Here is a 16,784-nt window from a genome sequence, read left to right as displayed (position 1 = left end):
CTTTTCGGAAATTGTCATTTTCCTTTGTCGAATGATGGGAAAAATGGTATTTATGAAACTTTTTAGATATCTGGGCGTATGTATAAATAAAATGATAGGAGAAAGCGAGGAATGTTCATGCAGGAGGAAAGAAAGAAAATTTTAGAAATGATTCAAGATGGCAAGCTATCAGCGGAAGAAGCTATGGGCCTTTTAGAAGAGTTAGAAAAAGCTAGTCAGGAAAGTGAAGCAAAAGAGCAGAAATTACAAAATGAATTATCGACGGTTGTCGTGGATAAGCAAAGCGAAGGAAGCACTCAGGATACGTTTAAGAAGAATATCCAGTCATCGAAAGAAAAGATTATAGATTTCGTTGAAACTGCTTTTAAGAAAATCAAAGAAACAGACCTTGATTTCAATTTCGGGAAATCTGTGGAGGTCAATCATATTTTTCAGCATGATTATGATTTTCTAAATGAAGTTGATGTAGATATAGCAAATGGGAAAATAAGAATCGCTACATGGAATCAGAATGATGTCCGGGTTGAATGCCAAGCTAAGGTATACCGGGTGGAGGATATGGAAGAAGCTAGGGAAAACTTTTTGGAGGAAGTCGATTTTTCGATCGAGGATGGAAAGATGAAGTTCAAGGTTCGTGAAAAATCCATAAAGGTCGATACGATCATGTACATTCCAAGGAAGGAATATGATGACATTCATGTAAGGATGTTCAATGGTGCAATCACGACAGAGTCATTGAAATCAGAGAACCTTAAAGCAAAAACAGCGAATGGTGCCATTCATATCATGCAGGGTACAGGTGATTCGTGTGAGCTTGAAACGGGTAATGGAATGATCACCATTTCAGATACCAACTTTAATTACTTGGAAGCTGAGACCCTGAATGGAGCGATTAATGCCGATGGGTACTTCAAGAAAGTGGATGTTCAAACTTTCAATGGGGAAATCGTCTGTACTAATTCAGGGATGGATTGCGATTCAATACATGCTAAGTCAGTTACAGGAAAAGTCCAGCTGATCCTGCCACAAGGTAAGGCGATTGAAGGGGAGTTAAAATCCAACTTAGGAAGCTTTAATGTAAGCTTGGAAGGAATGACCATCATCGAAGAGAAAAGTGATGTCGTTCAAAAGGTCCTTAAGTTTAAAACGGTTAAAGAAGAGGTCCCTGTTCTTCATGTTTTTGCAGAAACCAAGACTGCTGCGATAACGGTTTCCTGAAGAAAAATAAAGCACGCTGATATAACTGGCGGGCTCAGAATGTAGGCAAATCCGATGAAAATCGAGTTTGCCTACATTTTTTTTATGGCTTGTACAATTTGGATGTTGATTTCCGCTCCAGACAATCGCTTTCCTGGCTTGCGCCTGCGGGGTTCTCCCCTAGACGCACTTTTCCTGCAGGAGTCCCGCACGCTCCTCTCCAATCAACTTTTTTATTGAATTTAGATAGAAACCATACCTAAGTAGTTGAAGGCTTTGGAGTTGGTTCGGGAACATCATTTGTTGAAAGATACGTTTTCCGACTACTTTTGTCTACAAAGTGAGCCCGCCGATATAAACTGGCGGGCTTTCTTATATTGGCATGAAACGAGTGTAAGGATTCATGTATTGTTCAGCTCATCTTTTTCCCATTCACAGGGACCTTCCTGCTGCCATCAGCCGAAGGAAGTGAATAAAAAATCAATAAATCGATAATGCTTTGTTTGGTTATTAACAGAAAAATGCTAAAATAGTAAAAGTATCTCTAGAAATAGCATCGCTCCAAAAGGAGGAAAGATATATGGCAAAAGTCCGTACAAAGGATATAGTTGAAGCGTTTGGCCTAGAACTTATCAGTGGGGAAGAAGGAATTAACCGACCAATTGTGACGAGTGATCTATCTCGTCCAGGACTTGAAATAGCCGGTTTTTTTGATTACTATCCCGCGGATAGAGTACAGCTTTTAGGTATGACGGAGATGTCCTTTTTTAATCGGTTGAATGAACCGGAGCGAATACAAAGGATGGAAGAGTTATGCAGGGACTTTACTCCAGGCATCATCATTACGCGTGGTCAGGAAGTGCCGATAGAGTTGATTGAAGCTTCTGAGCGGGAATCCGTTCCTGTGATGAGGTCTAGTATGAAGACAACACGTTTATACAGCCGTTTGACCAATTTCCTTGAAAGTAGATTGGCACCAACTACTGCTGTTCATGGTGTATTGGTGGATATCTATGGGCTAGGTGTGCTGATCACCGGTAAAAGCGGCGTCGGTAAAAGTGAGACAGCCTTGGAATTAGTGAAACGGGGTCATCGTCTCGTAGCGGATGATTGTGTCGAAATCCGACAGGAAGACCAGGATACGCTAGTCGGGAATGCGCCGGATTTAATCGAACATCTTCTTGAAATAAGAGGGTTGGGAATCATTAATGTAATGACACTTTTTGGAGCTGGTGCAGTCCGAAGCAATAAAAAGATCTCAATCGTCATCAATCTGGAACTATGGGAAAAAAACAAGCAGTATGACCGGGTTGGTCTAGATGAAGAAAAAATGAAAATCATCGATACAGAAGTGACGAAAATAACCGTACCTGTACGTCCAGGCCGAAATTTATCTGTTATCATTGAAGTGGCAGCCATGAATTACCGCCTGAAACGAATGGGAGTAAATGCTGCAGAACAGTTTTCAGATCGCTTGAATCATGCAATTGCAGATCCGGAACATGATGAATTTTAAAAGGTATATAGGAAAAGAGGGGACAAAATGGAACAAGGAATACAGCCACTGAATCCAATAGCAATTGATCTAGGCCCTATCCAGGTACATTGGTATGGACTAATCATCGGTTTTGGTGTATTACTGGGTCTTATCATTGCTTTAAGGGAATCTGAGCGAAGAGGTCTTGATAAGGAAATATTCACTGATATGATTTTGTTTGCCGTCCCAATCGCGATCATTTGTGCCCGTATATATTATGTCATCTTCCAATGGGAGTACTATTCACAAAACCCAGGGGATATCATAAAAATATGGAATGGCGGAATCGCCATACACGGTGCATTGATTGGAGCGGTGTTAACTGCCATAATTTTTGCCAAGGTCAAGAAAGTCTCATTTTGGAAGCTGGCGGATATTGCTGCACCGAGCTTATTGTTGGGGCAGGCAATTGGCCGTTGGGGGAATTTCATGAATCAGGAAGCACATGGGGGAGAAATATCAAGGTCATTCCTGGAAAATATGCATTTGCCTGATTTCATCATTAATCAAATGTACATAAACGGTACATATTATCACCCAACCTTTTTGTACGAATCGATTTGGAATATCGTCGGTGTAATCATCCTCTTAAGTTTACGGAAAGTGAACTTGCGCAGGGGTGAACTATTTTTAACCTATGTGATATGGTATTCCATCGGCCGTTTTTACATTGAAGGTATGCGGACGGATAGTTTGATGCTGACGGAATCACTGCGGATCGCACAAGTGATCTCGATTGTGTTAATAGTTGTAGCCGTTGTTTTAGTGGTCTATAGAAGGGTTAGTGGGCAAGCAGTCAAAAGATATTTAGATGAATAGGGAAATTGTGTAAAGGGAGAGGGCATAGTGATAGTGGATTCGGTTAAAAAGGGACTTCTATCTGGCTTGAATACAACTTGGTCTTTAGGAAAAGTCATATTTCCAGTTACTCTGATCGTCACTGTGCTTCAATATACGCCTGTATTACCATTTATCATCAACTTGATAGCTCCTTTAATGAATCTCATCGGTCTTCCAGGGGAAGCGGCCATTCCGCTTGTGTTAGGGAATTTCCTGAATTTGTATGCAGCGATAGCGGGCATATTAACGCTTGATTTGACTGTTAAAGAAGTTTTCATTATCGCTATGATGCTATCTTTTTCACATAATTTATTGATCGAGTCAGGTGTGGCGATGAAAACCGGTGTCAAGCTGTGGATTATATTAACAGTAAGGATCGGGCTCGCGCTGTTGTCAGCAATCGTCATCAATTTTGTTTGGCAGGGCGGATCTGAAATGGCCCATGGAGTGGCTATCGGGGAGACTGTTGAGATTACCGGAGCGGGTGCAATCCTTTTACATGGGGTCATCCAGGCCCTTTCCGGAATCGCCCAGCTGGCGGTCATCGTTATTCCGCTAATGGTAGTGGTTCAAATCATGAAAGATTTGAAATGGCTGGAAGCCTTCTCAAAAGCCCTTGCTCCATTTATGAAGGTCCTGGGGATGAAGCCGAATGCTTCGATGCCTTTCGTGACAGGTTTGACTCTTGGTTTGGCATATGGGGCAGGCGTAATGATTCAAGCAGCAAAAGAAGATAATGTCTCGAAGAAGGATATGACGATTGCATTCATCTTTTTAGTTGCCTGTCATGCAGTTGTAGAAGACACACTGATTTTCATTCCACTGGGGATTCCGGTCTTGCCGTTGTTATTTATTCGCTTACTCACGGCTATTGTTCTAACGATGGCCGTTGCGTATATTTGGAATCAGACTGACAGAGTACAGAGAAAGGGAGCTGTATATGAACGGTAAAATAACTACATTATTATTCGATCTTGATGGGACGTTGATCAATACAAATGAATTGATCATCGCCTCTTTTACAGAAACTTTAAATCATTTTTGTCCTGGAAAGTTCAATCGGGAAGATATCATTACATTCATCGGCCCGACTTTGGTTGATACTTTTTCGTCCATTGATCCAAAACGAGTGGATGAAATGATCGCTTTCTATCGGGAGCATAATTGGAAGAACCATGATTTGCTTGTCACACAATTTGACGGGGTATTCGAAACGGTTCAAACATTGAAGCAGAGCGGCTATAAATTGGCGGTCGTTACGACAAAGAAGCGTGATGTCGTCGAAAAGGGCCTGAGATTAAGCAAACTGGATCAGTTCTTTGAAGTGGTGGTCACGCTGGATGAGGTTGAAAAAGCAAAGCCGGACCCAGAGCCTTTGGAAAAAGCTTTAAGTCAACTCGGTTCGGTTCCTGAGGAAGCGATCATGATTGGTGACAGTTATCATGATATTTTGGGCGGGAAAAACACAGGGACAAAAACGGCAGGGGTCTCATGGTCCATTAAAGGCCGTGAATTTTTGGAAAGTTACCATCCTGACTATATGCTTGAGCAGATGGCAGATTTATTGAATATCGTTGAGGTTGAAAAGCTCATGGAGGATAGAAAATGAGACGCACGTTCCGCTATCCAGTTGAAGGGGCAAATTCACTATGGCATGTGTATAAGACCGTTCCATTCTGGAAAGTCGTAAAGAATTTTGTGGTGATACAGCTAGCGCGTTATACGCCTTTTCTGGGTATGAAGAATTGGCTATACAGGACTTTTTTACATATGAAAGTCGGAAAGCATACTTCGTTTGCTTTGATGGTAATGCCGGATGTGATGTTTCCTGAAAAAATATCCGTGGGAATTAATACAGTCATTGGCTATAATACGACCATTCTCGCTCATGAATATTTGATTCATGAATATCGTTTAGGAGATGTAGTCATTGGGGATGAGGTATTGATTGGAGCCAATTCGACCATTCTTCCAGGGCTTTCAATTGGTAATGGAGCGATTGTTTCTGCAGGGACGCTTGTCCATAAGGATGTTCCAGAGGGAGCTTTCGTCGGGGGAAATCCAATGAAAATCATATATACGAAAGAGGAAATGCTTGAGAGGGATCAGCAAACTTCTTTATGAAAAAAGACTTGCCCAAATATGCGGCAGGTCTTTTTAATGGCATTTTGGGTATAGCGGAGTCAGTTCATTCTTTAGATGATCTATGACTTCGTTAATCGATATATTTTCCTTGTTCACTGTCGTTTCATAAGTGTCTTTCAAAATTCGAAAAAACTTTTCCTGCGCTTGTTTATCCATACTCAGATTGTCCACCTACAATCTTTTTAAGATTTATGAAGAGAGGGCTGAACAACTTCAGCCCCCATATCTCATTTACCTATTTCCGTTTTCAATAAATCGGCAACCAATACGTATCGTTCCGGTGCACTACCAATATATGAAAAAGGATAGCAGGTTGTTACTGTAAGTGTGGCTTTAGGCTTAGGAACGATCACGGTACGGTCATCTGCATCGACGATACGAACCTTCCTCACTTTATATGTAAACGTACCAGCTTTTGTCTTGGCTATCAGCAAGTCACCTTTACCGACTTCACCCAGATCTCTAAAAATGGTATCTCGATGCCCGGATAAAACGGAATTATCCTTTTCACCGGGGAGGACAGACCCTGCATAATGGCCGACACCCTTTTCGAGTTCATCTTCATCCGTTCCATGGTAAATTGGGAGTGTTGCCTCGATTTTTGGAATATAAAGCTCACCCATCAAATCACCTGTCTTCGGCCGTTCATCATATAGTTCAGGCCCATCGGGAATATTTGCTTTCGTCTTAGGTCCTGGGAGCTTAGCCGTCGCCTCGACCGGCTCCGTCGTCTCGGGTGTTTCAGATTTATTCCATTTATATATGGCATAGCCTTTTAATAGTGTATAGGCGTTTGTCGTTGTAAAATAAAAACCTAGGCTTAAAAAGCAAACAGCCGTGATGAGTAACCATTTTCTCTTATGCCTGGATTGCCTATTTTTGCTCATCTTAATTTGCAAGTCTCGCTTTTCTAATTAATCCGAAAGCAATGCCCATCATCACTAAACCGATTAAAGCACCGAATAGGTAATTACCAGCCGTTTTAGGAAGCACTCCGCCTTTTTCCGTTTTATGTACGGGTTTTGCGTGTTTCTCGGGTTTCTTCTTTTCTTTTTTTACTTCAACCACTTTCGAAATGACCTCAGTGGACTGTTTGATGTCATTACCGGTTTCTTTCACTAAATCGGAACCGATCATTTCACCTGTCAATTTAAAATCGAGCAATAGATTGCCTTTTAAATCATAAATGGAAACTAGTAAACTAGCATTCGTCAATTCCTTAAGCTGGAATAAAGCCTCAAGGGATAGGTTTGTAGTGACGCCATCCTGAATTAAGGCGAATTTGAATTGAATTTGCAGCAAGTTTTGCAGATCATTATATATAGAAAGCAATTCCGCCACTTGCTCTGCGGACAATTCATCAATTGTTTCAAAATAATCGAGTTGGTCCATCCTATCGGAAATTGCCATTAAACGATCTTCAAAAGAAGGGTCCTCGACGATAGGTAAAAGGTGGTTCATGAATCTATCCAGCTCTTCGTCTGTAAGATCGATTTCAGAAAAGAGCCCATCCATTAAATCGAGGATCTCTTCATCATCATATTCCATCTCTTCATCATCATAACCCATTTCCAAATCGATGATATCTTCTATGTCGTAAATGAAGTGGAAGGTATCGATGATGGAATCTCCTTCTTCCAATTCACCGTAATCTATTAATAATTCCGTAAGTTCAGCTTCAGTCATTTCATATTCTTTCAGTAGAGCCTGTAAAGTCTTAGGAGTGACGGCCGGTCCTAATGTATCACGCAACTCTTCTACAGATTCCAATTCATTCAATGATAAGTCGTAATAGGCTAAATACTCTTCCAATTCTTCTTGAGTCATTCTGACTTCAGAAAGGTATGCATTAAGCTCATCCTGGTCGATCTTAGTGGCGGCGAAACTCTTTGTTCCGCTAAAACCCAGCGAAAAAAGTACGATAAGCGCCACAAAAAAAGAAAAATATTTCTTCAATTCCATTTCCCCCTAAAAATTTATAATAATACCAAACTCCTAATATTATAAAACAGCTAAACCAAAAGGTATACATTTATAACAATGAATGGCTAAAGATAGGAATATTTATCCGGGGAAAAGGGTATGGCTCCTTCCAATTGACCTTAAAAACGGTCATGAAAAAATATCAAAGACCGTCATGGGATTGGAGTAATGGGATTACTCACCTTTTTCTTGACGTTAGGTTGGGGCAGGGGTAAACTATTAGTAGCTTCACTCTGCTACCATATTAGCGAACTAAAGTGATTTAATAGATTATTGTGAGTATTTATATGATTATGTCATTTTATTTGATAATATTTTTATATGTTATCTGAAATTTGGATTTAAGCCCGCAATCTTGGAAAGATAAACAAAAAGGAATTATGGCAATGACATTGGTTTTTGCCTATAGGCGGACTGATTGGATATATATAGCAATCAATATTTCATAAGGAAGTGCAGTCGTGACGAAGCCATTTATGTTTGAGAAACCATTAGGCATGAGAGATACATTGCCGGTGCTGTATGAAACGAAAGTGTCGGCCAGAAATAAAATGAGTAATGAAATCAAGAAGTGGGGTTATCAATTTATTGAAACGCCTGCTTTGGAATATTATGAAACAATTGGTGAGGCTTCGGCAATTTTAGATCAACAATTGTTTAAACTTCTTGATTCTCAGGGACATACGCTCGTACTTCGTCCCGAGATGACAGCCCCCATTGCACGAGTCGCAGCATCCAAATTATTAAAACAGCAAATTCCGCTTCGCTTGGCCTATTCTGCGAATGTATATCGGGCACAGCAGCGTGAAGGAGGCCGGCCGGCAGAATTCGAACAGATTGGTATTGAGTGTATCGGAAATAAGTCCATTAGTGCAGATGCTGAAATGATTGCCCTGCTTGCGGATGTTCTAAAGGCTGCCGGTCTTCAGGAATTTAAGATTTCCATTGGACATATCGGATTTTTACAAGAATTTTTCTTAAGCATTCTAGGTACGGAGGAAAGAGCCTCTATATTAAGGAAGTTTTTATATGAAAAGAATTATGTTGGTTTTCGGGAGCATGTAAAATCGCTGCCGCTTTCATCCATTGATAAACAGCGGCTTATCGAATTTACCTCCTTAAGAGGCAGTGAAGGCACCCTTAAAATGGCGCTGGGGTTGGTTGAAAATAATAAAGGGCAAGATTCTTTGGCTGAACTGAAGGAATTGTCTGAGCAGTTGAAAGAATTTGGCGTCGATCAATATGTTAGCTTCGACTTAACATTGGTCAGTCATATGAGTTATTACACGGGAACTTTATTTGAAGTGTATGCGGGACATGTGGGTTCGCCTATCGGCAATGGCGGCCGGTATGATAATCTGCTTGGAAAGTTCGGCTGGAATGCTCCTGCCACAGGTTTTGCAATCCGGGTGGATCGCCTTGCCGAAGCTCTTGGGGAGCCGATGCAGCCTGTCGAACCGGAATGTATTTTATTCAGTCCCGAACGGAGATTGGAAGCAATTGAATTTGCCAAAACAAAACGATCCGAAGGAAAATTGGTAACAATTCAAGATATTACAGTGGTTCAAAATGTCGATGCTTTTACAAGAACATTTTCTGAAGTGCATTTATTTGTAGGGAATGGAGGGAATGGAAAAGATGAAAAGTAGCTTTTTAACGATTGCGATGCCAAAAGGGAGAATATTTGAAGAAGCGGCAGAGCTATTAAGAAGGGCCGGTTTTCGTCTCCCTCCTGAGTTTGATGATTCCCGGAAATTGATCCTTGAAGTGGAAGAGGAGAATCTGCGTTTCATTTTAGCTAAACCGATGGATGTCGTAACCTATGTGGAACACGGCGTTGCTGACATTGGAATTGCAGGGAAGGATGTCATGTTGGAGGAAGAACGTGATGTATATGAGTTACTTGATTTGAAAATCAGTGCCTGCTACTTAGCCGTGGCTGGTCTGCCTGGTACGAAAATAAGTGACATCGCCCCCAAAATAGCCAGTAAATATCCGAATGTTGCCTCCAGCTACTTTCGCGAGCAGGGAGAGCAAGTTGAGATCATTAAGTTGAATGGGTCTATTGAGTTAGCACCGTTAATTGGTTTAGCTGAACGAATCGTGGATATCGTTTCAACGGGACGGACATTGAAGGAAAATGGTCTCGTAGAATATGCAAAAATTGCCGATGTGACTTCTAGGCTGGTGGCAAACCCTGTCAGCTATCGAATTAAAGAAGCAAGGATTACTGAAATTGTGGATCGGCTAGCAGGAATTATTGAATAGTAAATGAGGTGAACGTATGAAAATAGAACGGTTTGCGGAAGGGATTTCACTGAAACGTTCAGTTGATGCAGGTACTGCCGATCAAAGAAAAGCGGTTCAGGATATTATTTATCATGTCAGGAAGAGTGGAAACGCCGCTTTAAATAGCTATACCGAACGTTTCGATGGTGTCAGTCTAGGGGAATTACTTGTATCGGAACAGGAAATGGAAGAGGCGGCAGCGGCCATGACTCCGGAGCAGCTAGATATTATTCAAGAAGCGGCAAAAAATATTCAATTGTTTCACGAGAAACAAATTCGAAATTCATGGTTTATGACTGATGATACGGGAACGATGCTAGGACAAAAATTAACACCTCTTGATGCTGTGGGTGTTTATGTACCTGGAGGCACAGCGGCGTATCCTTCGTCTGTACTGATGAATACGATGCCAGCTAAGGCAGCGGGAGTGGAACGGATCGTTATGGTATCTCCTCCGGGGAAAGATGGGAAATTATCGCCGTCGGTTTTGGCAGCTGCCAAAATTGCCGGAGTTACGGAAATCTATAAAGTTGGCGGGGCTCAGGCAATAGCTGCTCTCGCTTATGGAACGGAAACAATAAAAAAAGTGGATAAAATAGTGGGTCCGGGAAATATTTATGTGGCGCTAGCGAAGCGGGAAGTATTCGGAGATGTCGCCATTGATATGATTGCAGGACCAAGTGAAATAGCGGTATTGGCGGACGAATCCGCCATCGCCGCAGAAGTTGCGGCTGACTTGCTATCACAGGCAGAGCACGATACCCGTGCTTGCAGTGTTTTGGTGACGACGTCCACGTCACTTGCAGAAGAAGTGGCCGCAGAAGTGACCAAGCAGGTGGCGTTGCTGCCGCGCCATGATATTGCTGCAGCAGCCATAAGGGAATATGGCAGAATTGTAGTATGCGGGAATATGGCAGAAGCTATTGATGCCATCAATGAACTTGCACCGGAACATTTGGAAATTGTGACCAATGATGCACTTGAAGTTATGGCTAAAATCCGGCATGCCGGGGCAATCTTCATTGGCCGCTTTAGTTCGGAGCCTGTAGGTGATTACTTTGCAGGTCCCAATCATGTGTTGCCTACTAATGGAACCGCCCGTTTTTCCAGCCCGCTGAATGTGGATGATTTCCAAAAGAAATCGAGCATCATCATGTATAGTGAAACGGCCTTCCGCAAAAATGCAGAAAAAATTGCTGCATTTGCCCGCATGGAAGGACTTGAGGCTCACGCCCGTGCCATCGAATCACGGGGTGTAAAAAAATCCGGGAAATAGTGCCTGAATCCTTACGAAATGAATAAAAAAACTGAAATAAAGACTTTCGATTTGCTTTTGACATCTTGGGAAAAGGGGTCTTACCCCGATAGGAGGACTTGTAATGGAACGTTTTGCTAGTGTGGAGCGAAAGACGAATGAAACGGAAATCAGTTTGAAGTTTGGTGTGGATGGTGAAGGTAATTCCTCCATTAAGACGGGCGTTCCGTTTATGACGCATATGCTGGATTTGTTCACGAAACATGGGAAGTTTGATTTGACTGTAGATGCAAACGGAGATACAGACGTGGATGATCACCATACAACTGAAGATATTGGCATTTGCTTGGGTCAAACGTTAGTGGAGGCCCTTGGAGACAAGCGCGGGATAAAACGTTACGGAAATGCTTTCGTACCTATGGATGAAGCACTCGCTCAGGTTGTCATCGATTTAAGTAATCGTCCGCATCTAGAGTTCCGGGCTGAGTTTCCTACACAAAAGGTTGGTACTTTCGATACTGAACTGGTGCACGAGTTTCTTTGGAAACTTGCTCTTGAAGCCAGGATGAACCTGCATGTAATCGTTCATTACGGTCACAACACACATCATATGATCGAAGCAATATTCAAAGCGCTAGGACGGGCATTGGATGAAGCTACGACCATCGATCCACGGGTCAAAGGCATCCCTTCAACGAAAGGAATGTTGTAAATGATCGGGATCGTCGATTACGGCATGGGGAATTTATTTTCTGTAAGTAAAGGGCTGGAGCGTCTTGGTGCCGATTCATTCATTTCCGATGACCCTGAAGAACTTTCAAAGTCGAAAGGGATCATTCTCCCCGGCGTTGGCTCTTTCAGGGATGCCATGGGTCTTTTGGAAAAACAAAGGCTAGATGAATTCCTGAAGGAATATGTAGCAGGTGGAGGGTACCTATTAGGCATCTGCCTTGGTATGCAGCTTCTCTTTGATGAAAGTGAGGAAAATGGACCGGCAAAAGGATTATCGCTCATCCCGGGTAAAGTGGTTCGTTTTAAGGGAGTGGATGCGAATGACCAGGTTTATAAAGTGCCGCACATGGGCTGGAATCGTCTTGAATTTAAACACGCATCACCAGTGAATGAGGGGCTGGAAGAGGAACATGTTTATTTCGTCCATTCTTATTACGCCGATACGGATGAATCATTCGTTACCGCTTCGGCGACGTATGATGTGGAAGTGCCGGCGATCGTCGGTAAAGGGAATGTATTCGGAATGCAGTTTCATCCGGAAAAAAGCGGGAAGATGGGCATGTCACTCTTGAGAAATTATCTGTCATTAGTAGAAGGGAAGGAAGAAGCATGAGCAACTTTACTATTTACCCGGCGATTGATATGCGCGGAGGCAAATGCGTCCGCTTAATCCAGGGAGATTACAATCAGGAAACCGTTTATGGCGATTCCCCCTTCGATATGGCTAAAAGCTTTGCGGACCAAGGAGCCGATTGGATACATATGGTCGACCTTGACGGAGCTAAAGAGGGAGTACGCATCAATGATTCATACGTAATTAAAGCTGCAAGTGAGTTAGGGGCCCGCATTCAAATCGGCGGCGGCATCCGTACTGAACGGGATATAGCCCATTACCTGGATAATGGAGTGGAACGTGTCATTCTAGGCAGCACGGCCGTTTCAGACCCTGATTTCACTAAAGATATGATTAGGAAATATGGAAGCCATATCGCAATCGGGATCGATGCGAAGGATGGCAGGGTTGCCACTCATGGTTGGCTTCAAACGTCTGGAACCCTTGCAATAGATCTTGGCAAATTACTGGCCGATGCTGGTGCAGAGATCTTTATCGTGACTGATATCGCGACAGATGGCATGCTTTCAGGTCCGAATGTGAAAGGTATATTGGCGATGGCGGAGGCAACTGGGAAAAAGGTGATTGCTTCGGGGGGCATTAGTTCCCTGGAAGACCTTATCACCCTCAAAGAATATGAAGCTCAAGGAATTACAGGGGCAATCATTGGCAAGGCGCTTTATACGAATCGCTTTACTGTAGAAGAAGCACTAGAAAAGGTGCGTGGTTAAATGCTCACAAAACGAATAATTCCTTGTCTCGATGTAAAAGATGGGCGCGTAGTTAAAGGCATACAATTTGTATCCCTTAGGGATGCTGGAGATCCGGTCGAGCTTGCAGCCTTTTATGACCAAGAAGGTGCCGATGAGCTTGTCTTCCTTGATATTTCCGCTTCACATGAAGGCAGGGAAACGATTGTCGACGTCGTTCAAGCGGTAGCGGGCAGCTTGGCAATTCCGTTTACAGTGGGAGGCGGTATTAATTCTCTAGCGGATATGAAGAAAATCTTACGCGCTGGCGCAGATAAGGTATCCTTAAATACAGCAGCCATTCTGCGGCCTGATTTAATTAATGAGGGTTCTGATTATTTTGGGGCACAATGTATCGTTGTCGCTATAGACGCCAGATATGACGAAGAGCTTGGATCATGGCGCGTATACACCCACGGTGGTCGAAAACCGACTGAATGGGAAGTGATCGCGTGGGCGAAGGAAGCCGTCAGCCGCGGTGCAGGTGAAATTTTATTGACTAGCATGGATTGTGATGGGGAGAAACAAGGGTTTAATATCGCTTTAACAAAAGCGGTATCTGAAGCTGTTTCGGTGCCGGTCATCGCCTCGGGTGGGGCAGGTAACGCGGGGCATTTCCAGGAAGCTTTTGAAGAAGGTAAAGCGGATGCAGCATTAGCCGCATCGATTTTTCATTATAAAGAAACATCCGTCAAAGAAGTCAAAGCGTTTCTCAAACAACAAGGAGTGGTTGTACGATGAATCTTGAAACTATTAAATACGACGATAAAGGTCTAATACCGGCAATCATTCAAGATGCCGGAACCGGTGAAGTGCTGACACTTGCTTACATGAATGAAGAATCTCTAAAATTGTCCATCGAAAAAGGCGAAACGATTTTCTTCAGCCGTTCACGCAATGAATTATGGCATAAAGGAGCAACCAGCGGTAATAAACAGAAAATCATCGAAATGAAGTATGATTGCGATCAGGATGCATTGGTGGTTCGAGTCGTTCCTGCAGGTCCAGCGTGCCATACAGGGACAACAAGCTGTTTTAGCGAATCGATTTACCAAAACAATGAAGCTGGACAAGCCATGCAGGCGAATGTGACTTTCTTGACGGAATTGGAAACATTGATTAAAAAAAGAAAATCGGAAATGCCTGAAGGTTCATATACAACTTACTTATTCGAAAAAGGCGTTGATAAAATCCTGAAAAAAGTCGGTGAAGAAGCCGCGGAAGTCATCATTGCTGCCAAAAATCGCGATGCAGAGGAACTTTCCATGGAAAGTGCCGATCTCCTTTATCACTTATTCGTTCTTCTTCAGGAACAAGAATTGCCTTTCCAAGCGGTGCTTGATGTATTAAAGGCTAGACATTCCGATAAGGACGAACCAAAAGAAACCTAATGAATGGTGATAGCCCTCCGTCATTAGGAGGGCTCAGACTGAAGACAAACTCGATGAAAATCAACTTTGTCTTCAGTTTTTTTGGCTTGTTATTTGGACGTTGATTTCCGCTCAAGAAACTCGCTTTCCGCGGGCGGTCCGCCCTCGGCGCCATCGCGCCTGCGGGCTCTCACCTAGACGTGCTTTTCCTGCAGGAGTCTCGCACCTTCCTCTCCAATTAAATTTTTCTACAAAATTTTGGTAGAAACCACATCTGAGATTTGAAGGTGTTGCTTTGTTCGGGAACATAATTGATCAAAGAGATATTTTCCAACCCCTTTTGTCTACTAACTGTGCCCTCCGTCAATAGGAGGGCTTTATTTGCATTAACGACTAATCTTGACTTCTCATTTGACTAGGAAGATACTTCAATTTTTCTTAAAGAAAGCATGGGAATTTCCATTTTCCATTTTCTTGAATTGTTCGGCAAATTTAGTCCAATATGTTATAATACTATGGTTAATCAACTTGTAGATGGAGGATTACATGAGTAAAGACTCTAAATTTGGCCAACAGGCAAAAATTCTAACTTTTCACCCAACAGGTGAGTATTATTTCACCAAGGGTTTAAAAGCTTATCATAGACGTGAACTACCTAAATCAAAAAAATACCTGGAACGTGCGCTGGAACTTGAACCTGCAGAACCGATGATAGCCTGTCAATTGGCAATTACATGCTCGGAAATCGGTGAATATAATTATTCAAACAACCTCTTGGAAAACATCTTGGATGTGATGGATCCCTATATGTCGGAATGTCATTACTTCCTGGCAAATAATTATGCCCACTTAGGCATGTTCAAGGAGGCATACCGTCACGCCAGTGCTTATCTTGATAAAGAAGAAGACGGGGAGTTCAGCGATGACGCAGAAGATCTGCTTGAACTGATAACATTTGAGTCGGATGAGTCAGAAGAAAATCCCTTTAAGCATGATGGGCTCATTACCAAACAGGAAAAAGCCCGCGAGTATCTGGAGTCAGGGAATTTCCCGAAGGCTATCGAAGTACTGAAAGAAACGATTGCTGAATACGAGGATTACTGGTCCGCTTATAATAACCTGGCACTTGCCTATTTCTATCTCGGTCAAGTGAATGAAGCCTTTGAAACACTGGATGGGGTACTGGAAAAAAGTCCGGGAAACCTGCATGCGCTTTGTAATCTTGTTGTTTTTCATCATTATCAACAGGATGAAGAGAAGGTTGAAGAGCTCATACAGATGCTGGAGAAAATTCGGCCGATGCTATCCGAACATCGTTTCAAGCTTGGAGCGACCTTCGCATTGATCGGAAATTACGCATCTGCATATAAATGGCTGAAAGTATTGCAAAAGCAGGGATTCGAGGGAGATGGGACCTTCTATTATTGGCTTACTATTTCCGCTTTCCACTTGGGTCATGAACAGGCTGCCAGAAAGGCATGGAAAAAGGTCGTGGAAATGAACCCTGAAAAGGAAGGCATGGAGCCATGGGGAGATATGAATGCGACTTCAGATGGTTTTGAACATCATTTTCCTTCTATTTTAAAAAGGCTGGAAAGCGAATTCATTGAGGAAAGGCTGTTTGCCATTTTCCTTCTGAAGCATTCCGTCCATAAACAGAAGCTACTGAAAAACCAGGTCCTAAACCTAAATCAGAATTTCACTGATTTGGAACGTGATTATGCAGATCTTGTGCAAGCTCCTGCTAAAGATCGCCAATTAACACCGATTGATTTTGCCGATCGCACAGCTGAGTTATTATATCAGCATTTCCAACCGATACAATTAGATGAAGCCGGACTCTATTTAATGTGGTTTTCCGTCTTTATCGAGGCGGTGAAATCCGAGCAGAAGCTAAACAATCCAGCAGGCTGGGCATCTGCGGTGGAGTACGTGTGGAATCAGCTTAAAAATGAGAAGGCAAGCAAACAGGCAATCGCGGACAAACATTTCATATCTGTGTCCACCTTATCGAAGTACGTAAAATTGGTTCAAACCCTTCTGGGGTGAGCATATATTTGGACGAAAAATTATT

18 protein-coding genes are annotated in these 16,784 nt (G+C 42.6%); 15 read left to right on the top strand and 3 right to left on the bottom strand.

Features of this window, described 5'->3' with window-relative positions; all coding sequences use genetic code 11:
• Positions 1–111 precede the first annotated feature (111 nt).
• The 6 genes from UP17_RS23630 (at position 112) to UP17_RS23605 (ending at position 5,698) form a co-directional block, all read left to right on the top strand.
• On the top strand, positions 112–1,218 hold the full coding sequence (locus tag UP17_RS23630) for a DUF4097 family beta strand repeat-containing protein (RefSeq protein ID WP_250211726.1): 1,107 nt from the start codon (positions 112–114) through the stop codon (positions 1,216–1,218).
• A 559-nt stretch (positions 1,219–1,777) separates the two neighbouring features.
• Positions 1,778–2,713 carry an HPr(Ser) kinase/phosphatase gene (hprK, locus tag UP17_RS23625; RefSeq protein WP_061465574.1) on the top strand — a complete coding sequence of 312 codons (936 nt, stop codon included), beginning with the start codon at positions 1,778–1,780 and terminating at the stop codon, positions 2,711–2,713.
• A 27-nt stretch (positions 2,714–2,740) separates the two neighbouring features.
• Complete coding sequence (gene lgt / locus UP17_RS23620; protein WP_061465573.1) at positions 2,741–3,553, top strand: prolipoprotein diacylglyceryl transferase; 813 nt, start codon at positions 2,741–2,743, stop codon at positions 3,551–3,553.
• A gap of 27 nt (positions 3,554–3,580) precedes the next feature.
• Complete coding sequence (locus tag UP17_RS23615) at positions 3,581–4,525, top strand: nucleoside recognition domain-containing protein (protein ID WP_061465572.1); 945 nt, start codon at positions 3,581–3,583, stop codon at positions 4,523–4,525.
• A complete protein-coding gene (gene ppaX, locus UP17_RS23610; RefSeq protein ID WP_061465571.1) occupies positions 4,515–5,183 on the top strand; it encodes a pyrophosphatase PpaX in 669 nt (222 codons plus the stop codon). Before UP17_RS23615 ends, ppaX begins: the two co-directional genes overlap by 11 nt.
• On the top strand, positions 5,180–5,698 hold the full coding sequence (locus UP17_RS23605) for an acyltransferase (RefSeq protein ID WP_061465570.1): 519 nt from the start codon (positions 5,180–5,182) through the stop codon (positions 5,696–5,698). Before ppaX ends, UP17_RS23605 begins: the two co-directional genes overlap by 4 nt.
• A gap of 33 nt (positions 5,699–5,731) precedes the next feature.
• On the opposite strand, the gene UP17_RS28050 is transcribed toward UP17_RS23605, so the two are convergent.
• The 3 genes from UP17_RS28050 to UP17_RS23595 all read right to left on the bottom strand — a co-directional run bounded on the left by UP17_RS28050 (position 5,732) and on the right by UP17_RS23595 (position 7,675).
• The gene (locus tag UP17_RS28050; RefSeq protein ID WP_155727474.1) at positions 5,732–5,875 is read right to left on the bottom strand and encodes a YwzD family small protein; all 144 of its coding nucleotides are present in this window, start codon (positions 5,873–5,875) and stop codon (positions 5,732–5,734) included.
• 71 nt (positions 5,876–5,946) lie between these two features.
• Complete coding sequence (locus tag UP17_RS23600) at positions 5,947–6,606, bottom strand: class D sortase (protein ID WP_208857082.1); 660 nt, start codon at positions 6,604–6,606, stop codon at positions 5,947–5,949.
• A 1-nt stretch (position 6,607) separates the two neighbouring features.
• Positions 6,608–7,675: a processed acidic surface protein gene (locus UP17_RS23595; RefSeq protein WP_061465569.1), complete on the bottom strand. Its 1,068-nt coding sequence runs from the start codon at positions 7,673–7,675 to the stop codon at positions 6,608–6,610.
• A 488-nt stretch (positions 7,676–8,163) separates the two neighbouring features.
• On the opposite strand from UP17_RS23595, the gene UP17_RS23590 reads away from it, so the two are divergent.
• The 9 genes from UP17_RS23590 to UP17_RS23550 all read left to right on the top strand — a co-directional run bounded on the left by UP17_RS23590 (position 8,164) and on the right by UP17_RS23550 (position 16,759).
• The gene (locus UP17_RS23590) at positions 8,164–9,351 is read left to right on the top strand and encodes an ATP phosphoribosyltransferase regulatory subunit (protein WP_061465568.1); all 1,188 of its coding nucleotides are present in this window, start codon (positions 8,164–8,166) and stop codon (positions 9,349–9,351) included.
• Complete coding sequence (hisG, locus tag UP17_RS23585; RefSeq protein ID WP_061466290.1) at positions 9,341–9,970, top strand: ATP phosphoribosyltransferase; 630 nt, start codon at positions 9,341–9,343, stop codon at positions 9,968–9,970. Before UP17_RS23590 ends, hisG begins: the two co-directional genes overlap by 11 nt.
• A 16-nt stretch (positions 9,971–9,986) precedes the next feature.
• Positions 9,987–11,267: a histidinol dehydrogenase gene (gene hisD / locus UP17_RS23580; RefSeq protein WP_061465567.1), complete on the top strand. Its 1,281-nt coding sequence runs from the start codon at positions 9,987–9,989 to the stop codon at positions 11,265–11,267.
• A gap of 103 nt (positions 11,268–11,370) precedes the next feature.
• Complete coding sequence (hisB, locus tag UP17_RS23575; RefSeq protein WP_061465566.1) at positions 11,371–11,958, top strand: imidazoleglycerol-phosphate dehydratase HisB; 588 nt, start codon at positions 11,371–11,373, stop codon at positions 11,956–11,958.
• Positions 11,959–12,591: an imidazole glycerol phosphate synthase subunit HisH gene (gene hisH / locus UP17_RS23570; protein WP_061465565.1), complete on the top strand. Its 633-nt coding sequence runs from the start codon at positions 11,959–11,961 to the stop codon at positions 12,589–12,591.
• The gene (hisA, locus tag UP17_RS23565) at positions 12,588–13,322 is read left to right on the top strand and encodes a 1-(5-phosphoribosyl)-5-[(5-phosphoribosylamino)methylideneamino]imidazole-4-carboxamide isomerase (protein ID WP_061465564.1); all 735 of its coding nucleotides are present in this window, start codon (positions 12,588–12,590) and stop codon (positions 13,320–13,322) included. The genes hisH and hisA overlap by 4 nt, the downstream gene beginning before the upstream one ends.
• On the top strand, positions 13,323–14,081 hold the full coding sequence (hisF, locus tag UP17_RS23560) for an imidazole glycerol phosphate synthase subunit HisF (RefSeq protein ID WP_061465563.1): 759 nt from the start codon (positions 13,323–13,325) through the stop codon (positions 14,079–14,081). It abuts the gene before it with no gap.
• Complete coding sequence (hisIE, locus tag UP17_RS23555) at positions 14,078–14,731, top strand: bifunctional phosphoribosyl-AMP cyclohydrolase/phosphoribosyl-ATP diphosphatase HisIE (protein WP_061465562.1); 654 nt, start codon at positions 14,078–14,080, stop codon at positions 14,729–14,731. The genes hisF and hisIE overlap by 4 nt, the downstream gene beginning before the upstream one ends.
• A 525-nt stretch (positions 14,732–15,256) precedes the next feature.
• Positions 15,257–16,759 carry a tetratricopeptide repeat protein gene (locus UP17_RS23550; RefSeq protein WP_061465561.1) on the top strand — a complete coding sequence of 501 codons (1,503 nt, stop codon included), beginning with the start codon at positions 15,257–15,259 and terminating at the stop codon, positions 16,757–16,759.
• Positions 16,760–16,784 lie beyond the last annotated feature (25 nt).

Source organism: Peribacillus simplex (assembly GCF_001578185.1).
In the GTDB taxonomy this organism is placed as follows: domain Bacteria; phylum Bacillota; class Bacilli; order Bacillales; family DSM-1321; genus Peribacillus; species Peribacillus simplex_A.
The sequence above is the reverse complement of the archived record's forward strand: the minus strand, read 5'-3'. Positions and strand labels throughout refer to the sequence as shown.

What these genes read in the sequence shown, in the direction of transcription:
- UP17_RS23630 (WP_250211726.1), top strand. Translation starts at nt 112, where the DNA reads ATGTTCATGCAGGAGGAAAGAAAGAAAATTTTAGAAATGATTCAAGAT.
- hprK (WP_061465574.1), top strand. Translation starts at nt 1,778, where the DNA reads ATGGCAAAAGTCCGTACAAAGGATATAGTTGAAGCGTTTGGCCTAGAA.
- lgt (WP_061465573.1), top strand. Translation starts at nt 2,741, where the DNA reads ATGGAACAAGGAATACAGCCACTGAATCCAATAGCAATTGATCTAGGC.
- ppaX (WP_061465571.1), top strand. Translation starts at nt 4,515, where the DNA reads ATGAACGGTAAAATAACTACATTATTATTCGATCTTGATGGGACGTTG.
- UP17_RS23605 (WP_061465570.1), top strand. Translation starts at nt 5,180, where the DNA reads ATGAGACGCACGTTCCGCTATCCAGTTGAAGGGGCAAATTCACTATGG.
- UP17_RS28050 (WP_155727474.1), bottom strand. Translation starts at nt 5,875, where the DNA reads ATGGATAAACAAGCGCAGGAAAAGTTTTTTCGAATTTTGAAAGACACT.
- UP17_RS23600 (WP_208857082.1), bottom strand. Translation starts at nt 6,606, where the DNA reads ATGAGCAAAAATAGGCAATCCAGGCATAAGAGAAAATGGTTACTCATC.
- hisG (WP_061466290.1), top strand. Translation starts at nt 9,341, where the DNA reads ATGAAAAGTAGCTTTTTAACGATTGCGATGCCAAAAGGGAGAATATTT.
- hisD (WP_061465567.1), top strand. Translation starts at nt 9,987, where the DNA reads ATGAAAATAGAACGGTTTGCGGAAGGGATTTCACTGAAACGTTCAGTT.
- hisB (WP_061465566.1), top strand. Translation starts at nt 11,371, where the DNA reads ATGGAACGTTTTGCTAGTGTGGAGCGAAAGACGAATGAAACGGAAATC.
- hisH (WP_061465565.1), top strand. Translation starts at nt 11,959, where the DNA reads ATGATCGGGATCGTCGATTACGGCATGGGGAATTTATTTTCTGTAAGT.
- hisA (WP_061465564.1), top strand. Translation starts at nt 12,588, where the DNA reads ATGAGCAACTTTACTATTTACCCGGCGATTGATATGCGCGGAGGCAAA.
- hisF (WP_061465563.1), top strand. Translation starts at nt 13,323, where the DNA reads ATGCTCACAAAACGAATAATTCCTTGTCTCGATGTAAAAGATGGGCGC.
- hisIE (WP_061465562.1), top strand. Translation starts at nt 14,078, where the DNA reads ATGAATCTTGAAACTATTAAATACGACGATAAAGGTCTAATACCGGCA.
- UP17_RS23550 (WP_061465561.1), top strand. Translation starts at nt 15,257, where the DNA reads ATGAGTAAAGACTCTAAATTTGGCCAACAGGCAAAAATTCTAACTTTT.